The organism is Streptomyces sp. NPDC020681 (assembly GCF_044334895.1).
Lineage (GTDB): Bacteria > Actinomycetota > Actinomycetes > Streptomycetales > Streptomycetaceae > Streptomyces.
This window is the reverse complement of record NZ_JBIRTX010000003.1, coordinates 89,859-107,622: the sequence shown is the minus strand read 5'-3', so window position 1 is coordinate 107,622 and position 17,764 is coordinate 89,859. Positions and strand designations below refer to the sequence as shown.

The window sequence follows — 17,764 nt, the reverse complement described above, 5'->3', positions numbered from 1 at the left end:
GTTCCCCGGCCGTCGGGGAGCCGCACGGGCATCACTCCTGCGGCTCGGCGGCCGGCCGTTCGGCGTCCAGCGCCTCGGCGAGTGTCGTAAGCAGCCGGAACGAGTTCAGTACGCCGCCGGCCCGGAAAACCCGCAGAATCGCCGGCTGGTCGCACACCACCCACAACTGCCCGCCGTTCTCGGCGATGCGCCGCCGCGCCCGGCACAGCAGCGCCAGACCGGAGCAGTCGAAGAACTCCACCTGGCTGAGGTCGATCACCACCTCGTGGGCCCGTATGGCGGTCACCACGTCGAGATACGCCCCCACCAGCGTGGCGGCGGCGATGTCGATCTCGCTGTGCAGTTCGACGACGGTGCGGTCCCGGCTCCGGTAGACGCGGCCGAAGGGGCCGGGCAGTGGAGCGCGTAAGTCGGAGGACCGGGAAGTCAGCCCCTCGGTCATGGCTTTGTCTCCTTGTCGCGGCGCGGATGCAGCGAGCTTGACCTGGCCGCCATGGACCGGGGCGAACCGGCTGTGAGGTTAATGCCGGGATTGTGGCCCGTGTTGGAGAAGAAACGTTCGGAGCTTGAAAAACTCCCTCGTACTGGTGAATTCTCGTGAACTGCCTTGACTTGTCCGGGAGTTCACGATCTTCTCTCGCGCCTCAGCACTCGATGATGTTCACCGCGAGACCGCCGCGCGCGGTCTCCTTGTACTTCACCGACATGTCCGCGCCGGTCTCCTTCATCGTCTTGATGACCTTGTCCAGCGAGACCTTGTGGCTGCCGTCGCCGCGCATGGCCATCCGCGCCGCCGTCACGGCCTTGACCGCCGCCATTCCGTTGCGCTCGATGCACGGGATCTGGACCAGGCCGCCGACCGGGTCGCAGGTCAGGCCGAGGTTGTGCTCCATGCCGATCTCCGCGGCGTTCTCCACCTGCTCGGGAGTGCCGCCCAGCACCTCGGCGAGCGCGCCCGCGGCCATCGAGCAGGCGGAGCCGACCTCGCCCTGGCAGCCGACCTCGGCGCCGGAGATGGAGGCGTTCTCCTTGAAGAGCATGCCGATCGCGCCCGCGGCCAGCAGGAAGCGGACCACGCCCTCCTCGTCGGCGCCGGGCACGAAGTTCATGTAGTAGTGCAGCACCGCCGGGATGATGCCGGCCGCACCGTTGGTCGGGGCCGTGACGACCCGGCCGCCCGCGGCGTTCTCCTCGTTCACGGCCATCGCATACAGAGTGATCCACTCCATCGCGTGCGCCAGCGGATCGCCCTCGGCGCGCAGCTGGCGGGCCGAATTGGCCGCGCGGCGGCGGACCTTGAGGCCGCCCGGCAGGATGCCCTCGCGGGACATGCCGCGCGAGACGCATGCCTGCATGACCCGCCAGATCTCCAGCAGGCCCTCGCGGATCTCGTCCTCGGTGCGCCAGGCCTTCTCGTTGTCCAGCATCAGCGCGGAGATGGACAGGCCGGTGTCCTGGGCGAGCCGCAGCAGCTCGTCGCCGGTGCGGAAGGGATGCTTCAGCACGGTGTCGTCGAGCTTGATCCGGTCCTCGCCGACGGCGTCCTCGTCCACCACGAAGCCGCCGCCCACGGAGTAGTACGTCTTCTCCAGGACGACCTGGCCGGAGGCGTCGTACGCGAAGACCGTCATGCCGTTGGCGTGGTACGGCAGCGCCTTGCGGCGGTGCAGCACCAGGTCCTCGTCGAAGTCGAAGCCGATCTCCTGCATGCCGAGGACATTGAGCCGCTTGCTCGCCTTGATGCGCTCCACCTGCTCGTCGGCGGTCTCGACGTCGACGGTGCGCGGAGAGTTGCCCTCCAGGCCCAGCAGTACGGCCTTCGGTGTGCCGTGGCCGTGCCCGGTCGCGCCCAGCGAGCCGTACAGCTCGGCCCGTATCGCGGTGGTGTGGGCGAGCAGGCCCTCGTTCTTCAGCCGGCGGGCGAACATCCGGGCCGCGCGCATCGGGCCCACCGTGTGGGAGCTGGACGGGCCGATGCCGATCGAGAACAGGTCGAAGACCGAGATGGCCACGGGTGACTCCTAGGTTTGGTAGACGCCGTTGTCTGCCAGGGTGGTGCAGAAGAACGAACGGTCGGTGCGTGGTGCGGGGCACCGCATTCACCGGAAAGTGTCTGCGGTGCCCCGTTTGTTTTCCTTCAGGCTGTTCAGGCTGTTCAGGTGGTTACAGCCCAGGGTAAAGCGGATGCTTCGCTGCCAGCTCCGACACCCGGCCGCGCAGGGCGTCGGCGTCGTAGGACGGCTTCAGCGCCTCGGCGATGATGTCGGCGACCTCGCGGAAGTCGTCCTCCTGGAAGCCCCGCGTGGCCAGCGCCGGAGTACCGATCCGCAGGCCCGAGGTCACCATCGGCGGCCGCGGGTCGTTCGGGATGGCGTTCCGGTTGACCGTGATGCCGACCTCGTGGAGGCGGTCCTCGGCCTGCTGGCCGTCCAGCTGCGAGTTGCGCAGGTCGACGAGGACCAGGTGTACGTCCGTACCTCCGGAGAGGACGTCGACACCGACGGCCTTCACATCGTCCTGGACCAGGCGCTCGGCCAGGATGCGCGCGCCGTCCAGCGTGCGCTGCTGGCGCTCCTTGAAGTCGTCGGAGGCCGCGACCTTGAAGGAGACGGCCTTGGCCGCGATGACATGCTCCAGCGGGCCGCCCTGCTGACCCGGGAAGACCGCCGAGTTGATCTTCTTGGCGAGCTCCTGCGTCGACAGGATGACACCGCCGCGCGGGCCGCCGAGCGTCTTGTGCGTGGTCGTGGTCACGACATGGGCGTGCGGCACCGGGTTCGGGTGCAGACCGGCCGCGACCAGACCGGCGAAGTGCGCCATGTCGACCATCAGATACGCGCCGACCTCGTCCGCGATCCGGCGGAAGGCGGCGAAGTCCAGCTGACGCGGGTAGGCGGACCAGCCGGCAATGATCAGCTTCGGCTTGGACTCCTTGGCGAGCTTCTCGACCTCGGCCATGTCGACCTGGCCGCTCTGCTCGTCGACGTGGTACGCGACCACGTTGTAGAGCTTGCCGGAGAAGTTGATCTTCATTCCGTGGGTCAGGTGCCCGCCGTGCGCGAGATTCAGACCCATGATCGTGTCGCCCGGCTTCAGCAGCGCGAACATCGCCGCCGCGTTGGCCTGCGCGCCGGAGTGCGGCTGCACATTGGCGTGCTCGGCGCCGAAGAGCTCCTTGATCCGGTCGATCGCGATCTGCTCGACGACGTCGACGTGCTCGCAGCCGCCGTAGTAACGGCGGCCGGGGTAGCCCTCGGCGTACTTGTTGGTGAGGACCGAGCCCTGAGCCTCCATGACCGCGACCGGAGCGAAGTTCTCCGAGGCGATCATCTCGAGGGTGGACTGCTGACGGTGGAGCTCGGCGTCGACAGCGGCGGCGACGTCCGGGTCCAGCTCATGGAGGGGCGTGTTCAGAAGCGACATGTGGAAGTCCCTGGGGTCTCGGTCAGCCGGTGAACTCGGAGTACGCGTCGGCGGAGAGCAGATCCTCCGGCTCGTCCGCCACTCGCACCTTGAAGAGCCAGCCGCCCTCGAACGGGGCGGAGTTCACCAGCGACGGGTCGTTGACGACGTCCTCGTTGATCTCCGTGACCTCACCGCTGACCGGGGAGTACAGGTCGCTGACGGACTTGGTCGACTCCAGCTCGCCGCAGGTCTCGCCCGCGGCCACGGTGGCGCCGACCTCCGGAAGCTGTACGTACACCACATCGCCGAGCGCGTTTGCCGCGTGCTCCGTGATGCCGACCGTCGAGACGCCGTCCTCGGCGCCCGACAGCCACTCGTGCTCCTTGCTGTAGCGCAGCTGCTGGGGGTTGCTCATGACCTGAATTCTCCTGTACGCGGGGGAGTGCTGGTGAACGGGCGGTGACTGGTGCTGAGGATCACTTCTGGCGCTTGTAGAACGGCAGCGCGACGACCTCGTACTGCTCGTGCGCTCCGCGGATGTCCACGCCGACGCCATCGGTGCCCGGGGCGGAGTGTGCGGCGTCCACATAGGCGATGGCGATCGGCTTGCCGAGCGTCGGGGAAGGCGCGCCCGAGGTGACCTCGCCGACGACCTGACCGCCGGCCACGACGGTCATGCCGGCGCGGGGGACGCGGCGGCCATCGGCGATCAGGCCGACGAGCTTGCGCGGCGGGTTCGACGCGGCACGCTCGGCGGCGGCCTCCAGGGCGGCGCGGCCCACGAAGTCGCCCGCCTTCTCGAACTTCACGACCCGGCCCAGGCCCGCGTCGAACGGGGTCAGGGAGGTGGTCAGCTCATGCCCGTACAGCGGCATGCCCGCCTCCAGGCGCAGCGTGTCGCGGCAGGACAGACCGGCCGGGACCAGACCGACCGGAGCGCCCGCCTCGGTCAGTGCCTGCCACAGCTTCTCGGCGTACTGCGGCTCGACGAAGAGCTCGAAGCCGTCCTCGCCGGTGTAGCCGGTACGGGCGATCAGCGCGGGAACTCCGGCGACCGTGCCCGGCAGGCCGGCGTAGTACTTGAGCCCGTCCAGATCGGCGTCGGTCAGCGACTTCAGGATGCCGGGGGACTCGGGGCCCTGGACGGCGATCAGCGCGTACGCGTCGCGGTCGTCGCGCACCTCGGCGTCGAAGCCCTCGGAGCGGGCGACCAGGGCGTCCAGGACGATCTGGGCGTTCGACGCGTTGGCCACGACCATGTACTCGGTCTCGCCGAGGCGGTAGACGATCAGGTCGTCGAGGATCCCGCCGTCCTCCTGGCAGATCATGGTGTAGCGGGCGCGGCCGACGGCGACGCCGCCGATGTTGCCGACCAGCGCGAAGTCCAGGAGGTCCGAGGCCTGGTCTCCGGTGACGGTGATCTCGCCCATGTGCGAGAGGTCGAACAGGCCCGCCTTGGTGCGGACCGCGGTGTGCTCGTCGCGCTCACTGCCGTACCGCAGCGGCATGTCCCAGCCCGCGAAGTCGGTCATGGTCGCGCCGAGCGAACGATGCACGGCATCGAGGGCAGTGAGACGGGGGGCATTGCTCATTGATGTGGCTCCCAGGGCATGGCCGGCGAGGACAATCCTCCCCATCTGTCATCGGAACCTGAGAGGTTCGTCTCGACCGCACGTATTGGTGGTCGTGACTTGCACCTTGGGTGGAGCCACTCGACAGCGGCTCGCTTTTCAGATCTGCCTCATCACACGCGGTACGGGGCCTGAGAGATTCAAGGGAGGGACTTGCTCCTTCGGCGCCCGGCGCACACAGTGGCCAGGACTCTCCCGCGTGGATTCAAGCGGCCGGTATGCAGTTGGCGCGCACATCATTGCACGCATCGCGGCTGCGTGGGGTATGCGGTCCTCAGCTGCAAATCGGTTGTGTCCCATTACCATTTCTTTACGCTCCATGGGCAAGCGTGTGGGGTGACCCAACAGGGGGAGGGCGATGACGTTGCAGCAGTCCGGTGCATACGTGACGACCGCGGGGATGCCCGCGCATGCGCAGGTGCCCGTACAGGACATGCTGAGGGCGCCCGCGCCGGTGCTGCGTGACCTGAGAGACCGCTCGGGGCGCAGCCCGCACAGCCTGGTGTTCGCCGCCGGTGACGTGGTGGTGGTCTCCGGCCTGCCCGGCAGCGGAAAGTCCACGCTGATCAGGCGCGCGGCCGGCGGCCGGCGGATCGACTCGCAGGACACCAGGGACTTCTGGGACGGGCGGATGCCGCGGTTCCTGCCGTACGCCGTCTACCGCCCGCTCGTGCGGCTCGCGCACTACGCCGGGCTGCGGCGGGCACTGCGCTCCGGCGAGAGCGTCGTGGTGCACGACTGCGGCACGCAGACCTGGGTGCGGCGCTGGCTGGCCCGCGAGGCGCGGCGCCGCGGCAGCGCGCTGCACCTGGTGCTGCTCGACGTCCCCGCCCGGGTCGCCCGGCAGGGCCAGCGGGAGCGGGGCCGCGGCGTGTCCGGCTACGCCTTCGCCAGGCACCGGCGCGCGGTCGGCCGGCTGATCGCCGACGCGGAGTCGGGCCGGCTGCCGGCGGGCTGCGCGTCCGCGATCCTGCTGGACCGCGACGCGGCGACGGCGCTGGGCCGGGTGGGCTTCGACGCGGTCTGAGCCGGGTGCGGGCCTGTGGCCCGCGCCCGGTCCCCGGCCCGGGTCCCCGCACACGGCCGTCACCGCCCGGCGTTAGGGTCGGTGGCGAGCGCTGTAGGAACCCGGGGGGGAAGGACCGCACATGCAGATACCGGAGCAGGCACATCCGCATCCGTACAGCGGGTGGCCGGCGAACGAGCTCGAAGAGGTGCTCGCCGCGTCCCTCGGCAACCCCGCCTCCGGCGGCCGGCTTGTCGAGGTGCTCGGGCGCAGCCACGTCTGGGTGCCGCTGCCCAACGGCGGCGGACCCGACAGCCCCAACCTCGATCTGCCGACCATGGACATCGACGGCGCCGCGTACGTCCCGGTCTTCAGCTCCGAGCAGCAGTTCCTGCACTGCGTCGGCAGCCATATGTCCTTCACCGTCGCGCCCGCCCGCGAGTTCGCCCGCGGACTGCCGCCGCAGCTCGGCATCGCCGTGAACCCGGGCGGCACCGTCGGCGCGCCGCTGCCGCCGCCCGCCGTCGCCGAGCTGTGCCGGATGGGGCGTACGCCGCTGGACGGTCCCGCGACCGGCGGCCGGGTGCGGCTCTGGGAGCCGGACTGGCAGGAGGAGCCGGTCGACTTCCTCGCCGCCGCGGCAGGCGAGTTCGAGGCGTCCGGCGTCGTCCTCACGGCCCGCCGCGCGCTCGCCTCCGTCGAGGGCGAGCCGCCGACACTCTTCGTCGGCGTCCAGCTCTCCTCCTGGGAGGCCGCCGAGCGCAACGCACCGATGGACGCGCTCGGCCGTGCGCTGGGCCGGGTCCAGGTCGGCTGGCCGGTCAATCTCGTCCTGCTGGACGTGGCCCAGGACCCGGTCGGCGAGTGGATGCTGGAGCGGGTCCGGCCCTTCTACCAACGACACGCCGTCTAGGACGTCCTGGACGCCCTGCCGTCAAGTCGGTGTCAGTACGGGCGATTAAGCTGGTTTCATGGCCAGTCCGGACCCGCCGCACTTGTGTGCCGGGTGGATCGAAGAGGGGCGGAACCCAGGGTGAGTGCGTCAGGCACCGCGGCGGCCGGGCAGGTCGAGCACATGCTGCGCCAGGTGACCCCCGGACGCTATGACGCGTACGAGGCGCTGCTGCAGGCGCTCGCCGACCCGGCGAGCGGCCAGGTCTGGATGCTGCTCTGGCACGGCCGGGCCGGCTCCCCCGACGCCCAGTACGGGAACATGGAGATCGCCGGCGTCGGCTATGCGCCGTGCGTCACCTCGGCCCAGGAGCTCTCCGCCTCCGGCTGGAACCGCGCCCACGAAGTGGTCAGCGGCGTCGACATCGCCCGCGCCCTCTACCCCGACCGCTGGGGCATCTGGCTGAACCCGCACGCCCCCGGCGGCGGAGTCGGCATTCCGTGGCCCGACCTGCGCCGGATCGCCACCGGCCTCGACCGGATGCCCGCCGGACCTCTGCGGCTGTCCGAGCCGGCCATCGAGATCCCGCACTTCTACGCCCTGCTCTCGCAGAACGCGCACCGCACGCCCGCGATCCGCTCGCTGCGCCGCGCCTGGGTGCAGCCCGCGCTCGGTGCTCCGTATCTGGCCATCGGGCTCGATCTGTACGACACCGGCAGGCAGTCGGTGGACTCGGTGCGCGCGATGATGCAGCAGTCGATCGCCGCGGTCCCGGACGGTCTGCCGGTCTCCACGGTCGCGATGTCCGACGAATACGACCCGGTCACGATGTGGCTGAAGACGAACGCCCGTCCGTTCTACGACCGGGACGCCCATGGAGCGCCGCCGGCCGGCGGCGGCTACGGCTATCCCCCTCCCCACAGCCGCTGATCATCATCACGGATGTGAAGGGCGCGCACACCTTCTCCACTCCCGTTGCGTGCCTCCCGGCGGCAATCGTCGCCTGAATGTGCGTGCCTGAACCATCGACACCCTTCGAATCGCAAGGGCCGTTCGGGTGTGGACAAATGCGACACTCGGTCAACTTTCGCCCCATGCAAGGCAGATGGCGTTCCGCTCAGTCGCCGCCGCCGTCCGGATAACGGAACCCCTCTCTACGCATCACGTTTGAGCAAACATTCCCCAAGGGGTCTGGCGGGTGATCGCGCGACCATTGAAGACTCCCGCAGCAAGGGGATATTCGCCCCCGTGTACGGCGCGCTTCACGCGTACGTCTCGTACCAAAAGCTCCACGTGCACCAGATGTTGTGAACGAAGCCGCTACAGCGGCGGGTACGGGCCGGTAACCACCGGCCGAGAGGGGTCCCCACCACGATGACGGCACCATTGCACGACACAAGCACGGAAGCGGACAGGGCCGCAGCCGTCGATGTCGCGGCGGATGTAGTCAAAAAGTCGGTTGAAGGACGATCGCTACGACAGATCGCCTGGACCCGCCTGAAGCGGGACAAATTGGCCCTTGCCGGTGGGATCGTCGTGATCTTCCTGGTGCTTGTGGCCATCTTCGCGCCGCTGATCGTGGACCTGTTCGGCCACCCACCCAATGAGTTCCACCAGGACAAGATCGACCCGCTGTTCGGCACGCCGACCGGATCCTTCGGCGGCATCAGTTCCGACTTCCTGCTGGGCGTTGAGCCCGGCAACGGCCGCGACGTCTTCAGCCGCGTCGTCTACGGCGCCCGGATCTCGCTGCTCGTGGCGTTCCTCGCGGCGCTCGTGGCCGTGCTCCTCGGCACCGTCCTCGGCATCGTCGCCGGTTACTTCGGCGGCTGGGTCGACTCGGTCATCAGCCGCGTGATGGACATGCTGCTCGCCTTCCCGCAGCTGCTCTTCATCATCTCGCTGGTCGCGGTGCTCCCGAACGACCTGCTGGGCATGACCGGCAGCACCGTGCGCATCGCGATCCTGGTCGCCGTCATCGGCTTCTTCGGCTGGCCGTACGTCGGACGCATCGTCCGCGGCCAGACCCTGTCGCTGCGCGAGAAGGAGTACGTCGAGGCCGCCCGGAGCCTGGGCGCCGGTCAGCGCTATGTGCTCTTCAAGGAGCTGCTGCCCAACCTGGTCGCCCCCATCACCGTCTACACGACGCTGATGATCCCCACGAACATCCTCACCGAAGCGGCGCTCAGCTTCCTCGGTGCGGGTGTGAAGCCGCCGACCGCCTCTTGGGGACAGATGCTCTCCACGGCGGTGGACACGTACCAGTCCGACCCGACCTTCATGGTCGTACCAGGCCTGGCGATCTTCGTGACGGTACTGGCCTTCAATCTCTTCGGCGACGGCGTGCGGGACGCGCTCGACCCCAAGGGCACCCGTTGACGGCCACACACCCCGCGGCGCCGTCCGGCCGCAGACAACTGAACGTGCCCCTGCCACACACGTCAGGCGGCTCCCAGATGGTTCCCCGGCGTCAAGCCAAGAACCGCGCTATCCCGGAGGTTGCAGCAACAATGAACTCCCTACGTTCGTCGAGGACCCGGCGGATCGCCGGTGCGGCGCTCGTCGTGGCCGCCCTTACGGCCACCGCGGCGTGCGGTGGCGGTTCCAACGACGAGGATGGCGGCGGCAAGGCCGCCGGATACAACGCCGGTACCAAGGGCGTTGCCAACGCGTCTGCCAAGAAGGGCGGCACGCTCAAGTTCATCGGCAAGCAGGACTTCGACTCCACCGACCCGCAGCGCCAGTACTACGGCTTCACGTGGGACCTCTCCCGGTTCTACGCGCGCCAGCTGGTCTCCTACGCGCCCAAGCCGGGCGCCGCGGGCGGCGAACTGGTCCCCGACCTGGCCAAGGCCAAGGGTGTTGTCTCCAACGGCGGCAAGACCTACACCTACCAGCTGCGCGACGGGATCACCTGGGAGGACGGCACGCCGATCACCTCCAAGGACATCAAGTACGGCATCGAGCGCATCTGGGCCACGGACGTCATCACCGGCGGCCCGTCCTACCTGCGCCAGGTCCTCGACCCCAAGACCGAGTACAAGGGCCCGTACAAGGACACCACCCCGGACAAGCTCGGTCTGAAGGCGATCCAGACGCCGGACGACAAGACCATCGTCTTCAACCTGGCGACGCCCAACGGTGACTTCGAGCAGATGCTCGCGATGCCGGCCGGCTCCCCGGTGAAGAAGGAGAAGGACACGGCGGCGAAGTACCAGCTGAAGCCGTTCTCCTCGGGCCCGTACAAGTTCGAGTCCTACACGCCCAAGAAGGGCGCTGTCCTTGTCCGCAACGACAAGTGGCAGAAGGCCTCCGACCCGATCCGTGCGGCGCTGCCGGACAAGATCACGATCACGGTCAACTCCAACATCGAGGCGATCGACCAGCTGCTCATCAAGGGTGAGTACGACGTCGACATGAACGCCACCGGCATGTCCCAGTCGGGACGTACCACGGCGCTCAAGCAGCACAAGGACAACGTCGACAACATCGAGACCAGCTTCATCCGGTACGTCGACATCGCGACCAAGGTCGCGCCGTTCGACAACATCGAGTGCCGCAAGGCCGTCATCTACGCGGCCGACTACAAGTCGATGCAGACGGTCCGCGGTGGCCCGGACGCCGGCGGCGAGATCGCCACGAACATGCTGCCCAAGTCCATCAAGGGCTCGGACGACTACGACCCGTACGGCATCCTGGCGCGCGGCGGCAAGCCCGACGTCGCCAAGGCCAAGGAAGCCCTGACGAAGTGCGGCAAGCCGAACGGCTTCTCCACCAACATCAGCGCCCGCAGCAACAACCCGGGTGAGGTCCAGACGGCCGAGGCGCTGCAGCAGTCGCTGCAGGCGGTCGGCATCAAGGCCGAGGTGGACCCGATCGACGGCGCCGAGTCGTCCAGCATCACCGGTTCGCCGGCTGTGGTGAAGAAGCGCGGTCTCGGCCTGGTCATGACCGGCTGGGGTCCCGACTTCCCGACCGGCCAGGGCTTCTCGCAGCCGCTGGTCGACGGCCGCTTCATCGTCGCCAACGGTAACTACAACGTCTCCGAGACGAACGACCCGAAGATCAACAAGTTCTTCGACGACGCTCTCGCGGAGACCGACCCGGCCAAGGCCGCTGCGATCTACACGCAGATGAACCACGCGGTTGCGGACCTCGCGGTCCAGATGCCGTTCATCTACGAGAAGAACTTCACGTGGCGCAGCTCCCGGCTCACGAACGCCTACTCCACGGCGGCGTACAACGGCCGGTACGACTACGTCTCGCTCGGCGTCGTCAAGTAGTCCGTCCTTCGTGACGAGTCACACCCCACCATCGCCCAAACCGCCAGTCCCGAAGGGCAGGTGATGGCCTCGGGCGGCGGCCCGGGGACCCCGTAATCCGGGATCTCCGGGCCGCTGCCGGGCCGCGCACAGTGCTTGCTTATGTCATCCGGCGTTTGTTCGCCGTCGCCATGATGCTGATGGTCGTGACCCTGACGACCTTCGTCATCTTCTTTGTGCTCCCGAAGTGGGCCGGCTCCGACCCGGCGTATCTCTTCGCCGGGAAGCAGACCGACCCCGCCTCCATCGAGGGCATCCGGCAGAAGCTGGGCCTCTCGGACCCTGTGCTGGTGCAGTTCTGGCACTTCGTCCAGGGCCTGTTCGCCGGACGGGACTACACCAACGGCGCGGATGTCACGCACTGTCCGGCCCCCTGCTTCGGCTACTCCTTCCGCACTGAGCAGGAGGTCTGGCCGCAGCTCACCGAGGCGATCCCGGTCACCCTGTCGCTCGCGGCCGGCGCCTGCCTGCTGTGGGTCGTCGGTGGTGTCGCCGCGGGCGTCGTCTCGGCGCTGCGCCGGGGAACGATCTGGGACCGGGCCGCGATGACCGTCGCACTGGCCGGCGTCTCGCTCCCGATCTACTTCACCGGTCTGCTGTCACTGGCCATCTTCAGCTACCAGCTCGGCTGGATCAGCGGCGAGTACGCCTCGTTCGCGGACGATCCGGCCCAGTGGTTCCAGACACTGATCCTGCCGTGGATCACTCTCGCGTTCCTCTACGCGGCGATGTACGCACGGCTCACCCGGGCCACCATGCTGGAGATCATGGGTGAGGACTACATCCGTACGGCCCGCGCCAAGGGCCTCACGGAACGGGTCGTCATCGGCCGGCATGCGATGCGCTCCACCTGGACGCCCGTGCTGACCCTGCTCGGCCTGGACCTCGGAGCACTGCTGGGCGGTGCGGTGCTCACCGAGTCCACGTACAACCTGCCGGGCCTCGGCCGGCTCGCGATCGAGTCCATCAGCACCAAGGACCTGCCGCTGATCCTCGGCGTCACCCTCTTCGCGGCCCTGTTCATCTGTGTCGCGAACCTCCTCGTGGACATGCTGTACGCCGTCATCGACCCGCGAGTGAGGATCGGATGACGCTGTGTTATCCCGGGGGCAACCCCCGGACCCCCGGCCGGAAAGACCGGCAGTCCGGCGTGACCAGCACGACATGGCGAGGTGAGTCGCAGTGAAGGACCCCGGCGCCAGCCCGGACAAGAAGCTCGGCGAGGAGCTTCCCGACATCGACGAGACCCGCGGCAACGAGACCGGGAGCGAGCTTCCGGTCACCGGGACCGCGCTCGGTGAGCCCGCGGCCGTGGGTTCGCCGGCGCCCACCGCGTTCCTCGAAGTACGCGACCTCAAGGTCCACTTCCCGACCGACGACGGACTCGTCAAGTCCGTCGACGGCCTCAGCTTCCAGCTGGAGAAGGGCAAGACCCTCGGCATCGTCGGCGAGTCCGGCTCCGGCAAGTCCGTCACCTCGCTCGGCATCATGGGCCTGCACACCGCGGGCCAGTACGGCCGCCGCAAGGCGCAGATCTCCGGCGAGGTCTGGCTGGACGGCAAGGAGCTGCTCAGCGCCGACCAGGACGAGGTGCGCAAGCTCCGCGGCCGCGACATGGCGATGATCTTCCAGGACCCGCTCTCCGCGCTGCACCCGTACTACACGATCGGCCGTCAGATCGTGGAGGCGTACCAGGTCCACCACGACGTCGACAAGAAGGTCGCCCGCAAGCGGGCGATCGAACTGCTCGACCGGGTCGGCATCCCGCAGCCCGACAAGCGTGTGGACAACTACGCGCACGAGTTCTCCGGCGGCATGCGGCAGCGCGCGATGATCGCCATGGCGCTGGTCAACAACCCCGAGCTGCTGATCGCCGACGAGCCGACGACCGCGCTGGACGTGACCGTCCAGGCGCAGATCCTCGACCTGATCCGGGATCTGCAGAAGGAGTTCGGCTCTGCGGTCATCATCATCACCCACGACCTGGGCGTGGTCGCCGAACTGGCCGACGACATCCTGGTGATGTACGGCGGCCGGTGCATCGAGCGCGGTCCCGCCGAGAAGGTCTTCTACGAGCCGCAGCACCCCTACACCTGGGGCCTGCTCGGCTCGATGCCGCGTATCGACCGCGACCAGACCGAGCGCCTGATCCCGGTCAAGGGCTCCCCGCCCAGCCTCATCAACATCCCCGACGGCTGCGCCTTCAACCCGCGGTGTCCCTACGCCGATCTGCCCAAGGACAACCTGACGCGCACCGTCCGCCCCGAACTCCACAAGGTCGGCAGCCGGCACTTCTCCGCCTGCCACCTGTCGCAGGACGAGCGGACGCGGATCTGGACCGAAGAGATTGCGCCCAAGCTGTGAACGAGAACGAAGTGAAGATCCCGGAGCAGGCATCGGCCGCGCCTGACGCGCTGCTGAAGGTCGAGGGCCTGGTCAAGCACTTCCCCATCAAGAAGGGGCTGCTTCAGCGGCACGCCGGCGCCGTCCAGGCGGTCGACGGGCTGACCTTCGACGTGCGCCCCGGTGAGACGCTGGGCGTGGTGGGCGAGTCCGGCTGCGGCAAGTCGACGATGGGCCGGCTGATCACGCGGCTGCTCGAACCGACCAGCGGGCGGATCGAGTTCGAGGGTCATGACATCACGCACCTGGGCGTCGGCAAGATGCGCCCGCTGCGGCGCGACGTCCAGATGATCTTCCAGGACCCGTACTCCTCACTGAACCCGCGGCACACGATCGGCACGATCGTCTCCGCGCCGTTCAAGCTCCAGGGCATCACGCCCGAGGGCGGCGTCAAGAAGGAGGTCCAGCGGCTGCTCGAGCTGGTGGGCCTCAACCCCGAGCACTACAACCGCTACCCGCACGAGTTCTCCGGCGGCCAGCGGCAGCGCATCGGCATCGCGCGAGCGCTCGCGCTGAAGCCGAAGCTGGTCGTGGCGGACGAGCCGGTGTCCGCGCTGGACGTCTCCATCCAGGCGCAGGTGGTGAACCTGCTGGACGACCTCCAGGACGAGCTCGGTCTCACGTATGTGATCATCGCGCACGACCTGTCGGTGATCCGGCACGTGTCGGACCGCATCGCGGTCATGTACCTCGGCAAGATCGTGGAACTCGCGGACCGCAAGTCGCTGTACGAGGCGCCGATGCACCCGTACACCAAGGCGCTGCTGTCGGCGGTCCCGGTGCCGGACCCGCGTCGCCGCGGCGGCAAGAGCGAGCGGATCCTGCTCAAGGGCGACGTGCCGTCGCCGATCTCCCCGCCGACGGGCTGCCGGTTCCACACCCGGTGCTGGAAGGCGACGGAACTCTGCAAGACGCAGGAACCGCCGCTGATCGCACTGAAGCCGGGCCAGCAGGTCGCCTGCCACCACCCGGAGAACGCCCCGGACCGGGCGCCGCAGGACGTGGCGCTGGCGTCGGCACGGGAGGCCATAGAGATCGTCGAGGCGACCCCGAAGGCCGCGGAGTCGGCGACCGCCGAGACCCCTGCGGCCGACGCCTTCGCGAAGACCGAGGCTCCCGAGCCGGAGGCGGCCGCTGATCCGGAGGCGGCCAAGGACTCCGCCAAGGAGTAGGCATACGGGCTTCGGCCCGGTTCTCGAACACTGGAGGGGCTCCGACCGGGGCCCCTCCGGCGTTGGCCGCGGCAGAGCCGCACTCCCGGACACGGCACAATCGTCCGGTGCTCCATGAACTGTTCACGCCATCCGTCCAGCACTCGCTCGACCTCGCCGGGATCTTCGTCTTCGCGATCTCCGGCGCACTCCTGGCCGTACGCAAGAACTTCGACGTCTTCGGCATCGCCGTGCTCGCCGAGGTCACCGCGCTGGGCGGAGGGCTGCTGCGGGATATGATCATCGGGGCCGTACCGCCCGCCGCCTTCACGGATCTCGGCTACTTCCTCACCCCCTTCGTGGCGACCGGCCTCGTCTTCTTTCTGCACCCGCAGGTCGAACGCATCCAGGCCGGAGTCAATGTCTTCGACGCCGCCGGCCTCGGGCTGTTCTGCGTCACCGGCACGGTCAAGGCGTACGAATACGGGCTCAACCTGACCGCCTCCGCCGCGCTCGGCCTCGCGACCGCCGTCGGCGGTGGTGTGCTGCGTGACGTGCTGGCCAACGAGGTGCCGTCGCTGCTGCGCTGGGACCGCGATCTCTATGCCGTACCGGCCATCGTCGGCGCCACCATGGCCGTGCTCTGCATCCACTACGACGTGCTCAACGCGGTCACCAGCACGCTCGCCGTCGTCACCGCGTTCGTACTGCGCCTGCTCGCCATGCACTTCCACTGGCGCGCGCCACGCGCCTGGAACCGGCGTTCCTCCTCCGTCGAGGAAGCCTAAAAAGCTACCGCTCAGTAATAGACTGCTGTACGGTTTCGCTATGGCACAGGCAGCTGTTCAGGCATCCATCGGAGACAGTGAGTTCGACCGCGACACCGCCGTCACTCACCGCGCCCCCGGCGTCTACGACGCCGAACTCTCGGCCGGATGGACATTCGGCCGCGCGGTCAACGGCGGCTATCTGCTGGCCCTTCTCGGCCGTGCCCTCGGCGAGGCGCTGCCGCACTCCGATCCCTTCACGGTCTCGGCGCACTATCTGACGACGTCCGAGCCGGGTCCCGCGGTGATCCGCGCCGAGGTGATCCGTACCGGCCGTACCCTCTCCACCGGCCAGGCGTCGCTCTTCCAGTACGCCGAGGACGGCTCCGAGGTCGAGCGGATCCGCGTCCTCGCCGCGTACGGAGACCTGAACGAGCTCACCGACGAGGTCCGCACCTCGGCCGAGGCGCCGGAGATCCCGCCGCTGGAGCACTGCCTGGGCCCGTCGGACGGTCCCGCGCCCATCGAGCGTCCCGCCATCTCGTACCGGGTGGATGTGAAGCTCGACCCGGCGACCGTCGGCTGGGCGGTCGGTGCGCCGTCCGGAAAGGGAGAGATACGAGCCTGGTTCTCGCTCGCCGACGGCCGGCCCGCCGATCCGTTCTCGCTGCTGCTGACGGTCGACGCGCTGCCGCCGACCTCCTTCGATCTGGGCCTGAAGGGCTGGACCCCGACGGTCGAACTCACCACGCACGTCCGCTGCCGCCCGGCGCCGGGCCCGCTGCGCGTGTCCGTCACGACACGCAATCTGGCCGGCGGGTTCCTGGAGGAGGACGCGGAGGTCTGGGACAGCGAGGGCCGTCTGGTGGCCCAGTCGCGCCAGCTGGCGAAGGCCCCGCGCGGCTGAGTCGGCAGGGGATTCGCGAGGGTTCATTCCCTTGCGGTTATATAACTCGGAGAGTATGTTCGCGGTATGCCCATACCGTTCGACGTGCTCGCGGAGCCGAGCAGGCGCAGGATCCTCGATCTGCTCCTGGAGCGTCCGCATCTGGTCGGTGAGCTCACCGACCGGCTCGGTCTCAGCCAGCCCGGCACCTCCAAGCATCTGCGGGTGCTTCGGGAGGCCGGGCTCGTACGGGTCCGGCAGGACGCACAGCGCCGCTGGTACGAGCTGACGCCCGAGCCCCTCGCGGAGCTGGACGCCTGGCTCGCGCACTACCGGCACCTGTGGTCCGGGAGCCTCGACGCGCTCGAACGCCATCTCGACGCGATGGAGGACGAGTCCCCATGACACCGCAACCCGACACCCTCACCACCGCGGACGGGCGGACCGCGCTGCGGATGGAGCGCCGGATCGCGCATCCGCCGCAGAAGGTCTGGGACGCGATCACCCAACCCGCCCAGCTCGCCCGGTGGTTCCCGTCCGAGGTCAGCGTGGAGCTGCGGCCCGGCGGGACGATGGGCTTCTCCTTCCCGGGCGACAGCGAGCCGAGCATGACCGGCGCCGTCACCGACGCCGACGAGCCCCATGTCTTCGCCTTCACCTGGGGCGACGACCATCTGCGGTGGGAGATCACCGCGGACGGCGAGGGCTCGCTGCTGACCCTTGTCCACACCTTCGGCGACCGCTTCGGCGCCGCGAGCTTCGCCTCCGGCTGGCATGTGTGCATGACGGGGCTGGCCCAGCTGCTGGACGGCGAGAAGGTCGATGTCGCGCGCGACACCGGCGGCGCACTGCACGAGGCGTACGTCCGGCAGTTCGACCTGGCGCGCGGCACTGCCGATGAGACGGCGGACGGCCGTCGTGTCCGCTTCGAGCGCCAGCTCGTACGGCCCGCCGAGACGGTCTGGGCCGAACTGACCGCGGGCGCCGAGCCGGTCGAGGGCGCGCCCGTGCCCGAAGGGTTCACCGCCGACAAGGTCCCGGCCGGACCGGTCACCGAGGTGCGTGCGCCCGAACTGCTCGCGTACGCCTGGCATCCCGACGGCGAGGTCCGCTGGGAATTCGGCCAGGGCACGGGTCACGGACCGCGGCTGATCCTCACTCAGACGGGCCCGCGCGACTTCGACACAGCCGGCGCGCTGGCGGCCTGGCAGTCCCGCATCGAGGCGCTGGCGGCGCGACTGCAGGCGTCCTAGGCGCTCCTGGGCGCTCCTGGGCGGCCTCGGGCTCGGGCAGGAGCGCGA

17 protein-coding genes and 1 riboswitch are annotated in these 17,764 nt (G+C 68.9%); of the genes, 12 read left to right on the top strand and 5 right to left on the bottom strand.

Translation table 11 applies throughout. From position 1 onward, the window contains the following. Positions 1–31: 31 nt before the first annotated feature. The 5 genes from ACH4YL_RS07645 to gcvT form a co-directional block, all read right to left on the bottom strand. Positions 32–442 carry an STAS domain-containing protein gene (locus ACH4YL_RS07645; RefSeq protein ID WP_398505796.1) on the bottom strand — a complete coding sequence of 137 codons (411 nt, stop codon included), beginning with the start codon at positions 440–442 and terminating at the stop codon, positions 32–34. Positions 443–644: 202 nt separating this feature from the next. Beyond that, on the bottom strand, positions 645–2,012 hold the full coding sequence (locus ACH4YL_RS07640; protein WP_398505794.1) for an L-serine ammonia-lyase: 1,368 nt from the start codon (positions 2,010–2,012) through the stop codon (positions 645–647). A gap of 151 nt (positions 2,013–2,163) precedes the next feature. Next, positions 2,164–3,423, bottom strand: coding sequence for a serine hydroxymethyltransferase (gene glyA / locus ACH4YL_RS07635; RefSeq protein WP_398505792.1), 1,260 nt, complete (start codon positions 3,421–3,423; stop codon positions 2,164–2,166). Positions 3,424–3,445: 22 nt separating this feature from the next. Then, positions 3,446–3,820 carry a glycine cleavage system protein GcvH gene (gene gcvH, locus ACH4YL_RS07630; protein WP_398505790.1) on the bottom strand — a complete coding sequence of 125 codons (375 nt, stop codon included), beginning with the start codon at positions 3,818–3,820 and terminating at the stop codon, positions 3,446–3,448. A gap of 61 nt (positions 3,821–3,881) precedes the next feature. Further along, a complete protein-coding gene (gene gcvT, locus ACH4YL_RS07625) occupies positions 3,882–4,997 on the bottom strand; it encodes a glycine cleavage system aminomethyltransferase GcvT (RefSeq protein WP_398505788.1) in 1,116 nt (371 codons plus the stop codon). A 149-nt stretch (positions 4,998–5,146) separates the two neighbouring features. Beyond that, positions 5,147–5,244, bottom strand: a riboswitch (glycine riboswitch). Between the two features lie 150 nt (positions 5,245–5,394). On the opposite strand from gcvT, the gene ACH4YL_RS07620 reads away from it, so the two are divergent. From ACH4YL_RS07620 to ACH4YL_RS07565, 12 genes are all read left to right on the top strand, one after another. Further along, positions 5,395–6,063: an AAA family ATPase gene (locus ACH4YL_RS07620; protein WP_398505786.1), complete on the top strand. Its 669-nt coding sequence runs from the start codon at positions 5,395–5,397 to the stop codon at positions 6,061–6,063. A gap of 121 nt (positions 6,064–6,184) precedes the next feature. Next, entirely contained in the window at positions 6,185–6,955 is a 771-nt protein-coding gene (locus ACH4YL_RS07615) for an enhanced serine sensitivity protein SseB (RefSeq protein ID WP_398505784.1), read from the top strand. Between the two features lie 120 nt (positions 6,956–7,075). Continuing rightward, complete coding sequence (locus ACH4YL_RS07610) at positions 7,076–7,864, top strand: enhanced serine sensitivity protein SseB C-terminal domain-containing protein (RefSeq protein WP_398505782.1); 789 nt, start codon at positions 7,076–7,078, stop codon at positions 7,862–7,864. Between the two features lie 444 nt (positions 7,865–8,308). Continuing rightward, positions 8,309–9,313, top strand: coding sequence for an ABC transporter permease (locus ACH4YL_RS07605; protein ID WP_398505781.1), 1,005 nt, complete (start codon positions 8,309–8,311; stop codon positions 9,311–9,313). A gap of 131 nt (positions 9,314–9,444) precedes the next feature. Further along, positions 9,445–11,217, top strand: coding sequence for an ABC transporter substrate-binding protein (locus ACH4YL_RS07600; protein WP_398505779.1), 1,773 nt, complete (start codon positions 9,445–9,447; stop codon positions 11,215–11,217). A gap of 131 nt (positions 11,218–11,348) precedes the next feature. Then, positions 11,349–12,347, top strand: coding sequence for an ABC transporter permease (locus ACH4YL_RS07595; RefSeq protein ID WP_398505777.1), 999 nt, complete (start codon positions 11,349–11,351; stop codon positions 12,345–12,347). A 145-nt stretch (positions 12,348–12,492) separates the two neighbouring features. Next, positions 12,493–13,620, top strand: a complete 1,128-nt coding sequence (locus ACH4YL_RS07590; protein ID WP_398506612.1) for an ABC transporter ATP-binding protein — start codon at positions 12,493–12,495, stop codon at positions 13,618–13,620. Then, positions 13,617–14,831 carry an ABC transporter ATP-binding protein gene (locus ACH4YL_RS07585; RefSeq protein ID WP_398505775.1) on the top strand — a complete coding sequence of 405 codons (1,215 nt, stop codon included), beginning with the start codon at positions 13,617–13,619 and terminating at the stop codon, positions 14,829–14,831. Before ACH4YL_RS07590 ends, ACH4YL_RS07585 begins: the two co-directional genes overlap by 4 nt. A 107-nt stretch (positions 14,832–14,938) precedes the next feature. Further along, on the top strand, positions 14,939–15,598 hold the full coding sequence (locus tag ACH4YL_RS07580) for a trimeric intracellular cation channel family protein (protein WP_398505773.1): 660 nt from the start codon (positions 14,939–14,941) through the stop codon (positions 15,596–15,598). A gap of 40 nt (positions 15,599–15,638) precedes the next feature. Next, positions 15,639–16,484 (top strand): thioesterase family protein, encoded by an 846-nt coding sequence (locus tag ACH4YL_RS07575; protein WP_398505771.1) that lies wholly within the window; start codon positions 15,639–15,641, stop codon positions 16,482–16,484. Positions 16,485–16,550: 66 nt separating this feature from the next. After that, the gene (locus ACH4YL_RS07570) at positions 16,551–16,868 is read left to right on the top strand and encodes an ArsR/SmtB family transcription factor (protein ID WP_398505769.1); all 318 of its coding nucleotides are present in this window, start codon (positions 16,551–16,553) and stop codon (positions 16,866–16,868) included. Beyond that, positions 16,865–17,716, top strand: coding sequence for an SRPBCC family protein (locus ACH4YL_RS07565; RefSeq protein WP_398505767.1), 852 nt, complete (start codon positions 16,865–16,867; stop codon positions 17,714–17,716). The genes ACH4YL_RS07570 and ACH4YL_RS07565 overlap by 4 nt, the downstream gene beginning before the upstream one ends. Positions 17,717–17,764 lie beyond the last annotated feature (48 nt).

Bases quoted from the DNA above. Each gene is read 5' to 3' on its own strand.
- ACH4YL_RS07645 (WP_398505796.1), bottom strand. From the start codon at position 442: ATGACCGAGGGGCTGACTTCCCGGTCCTCCGACTTACGCGCTCCACTG.
- glyA (WP_398505792.1), bottom strand. From the start codon at position 3,423: ATGTCGCTTCTGAACACGCCCCTCCATGAGCTGGACCCGGACGTCGCC.
- gcvH (WP_398505790.1), bottom strand. From the start codon at position 3,820: ATGAGCAACCCCCAGCAGCTGCGCTACAGCAAGGAGCACGAGTGGCTG.
- gcvT (WP_398505788.1), bottom strand. From the start codon at position 4,997: ATGAGCAATGCCCCCCGTCTCACTGCCCTCGATGCCGTGCATCGTTCG.
- ACH4YL_RS07620 (WP_398505786.1), top strand. From the start codon at position 5,395: ATGACGTTGCAGCAGTCCGGTGCATACGTGACGACCGCGGGGATGCCC.
- ACH4YL_RS07615 (WP_398505784.1), top strand. From the start codon at position 6,185: ATGCAGATACCGGAGCAGGCACATCCGCATCCGTACAGCGGGTGGCCG.
- ACH4YL_RS07605 (WP_398505781.1), top strand. From the start codon at position 8,309: ATGACGGCACCATTGCACGACACAAGCACGGAAGCGGACAGGGCCGCA.
- ACH4YL_RS07600 (WP_398505779.1), top strand. From the start codon at position 9,445: ATGAACTCCCTACGTTCGTCGAGGACCCGGCGGATCGCCGGTGCGGCG.
- ACH4YL_RS07575 (WP_398505771.1), top strand. From the start codon at position 15,639: ATGGCACAGGCAGCTGTTCAGGCATCCATCGGAGACAGTGAGTTCGAC.
- ACH4YL_RS07570 (WP_398505769.1), top strand. From the start codon at position 16,551: ATGCCCATACCGTTCGACGTGCTCGCGGAGCCGAGCAGGCGCAGGATC.
- ACH4YL_RS07565 (WP_398505767.1), top strand. From the start codon at position 16,865: ATGACACCGCAACCCGACACCCTCACCACCGCGGACGGGCGGACCGCG.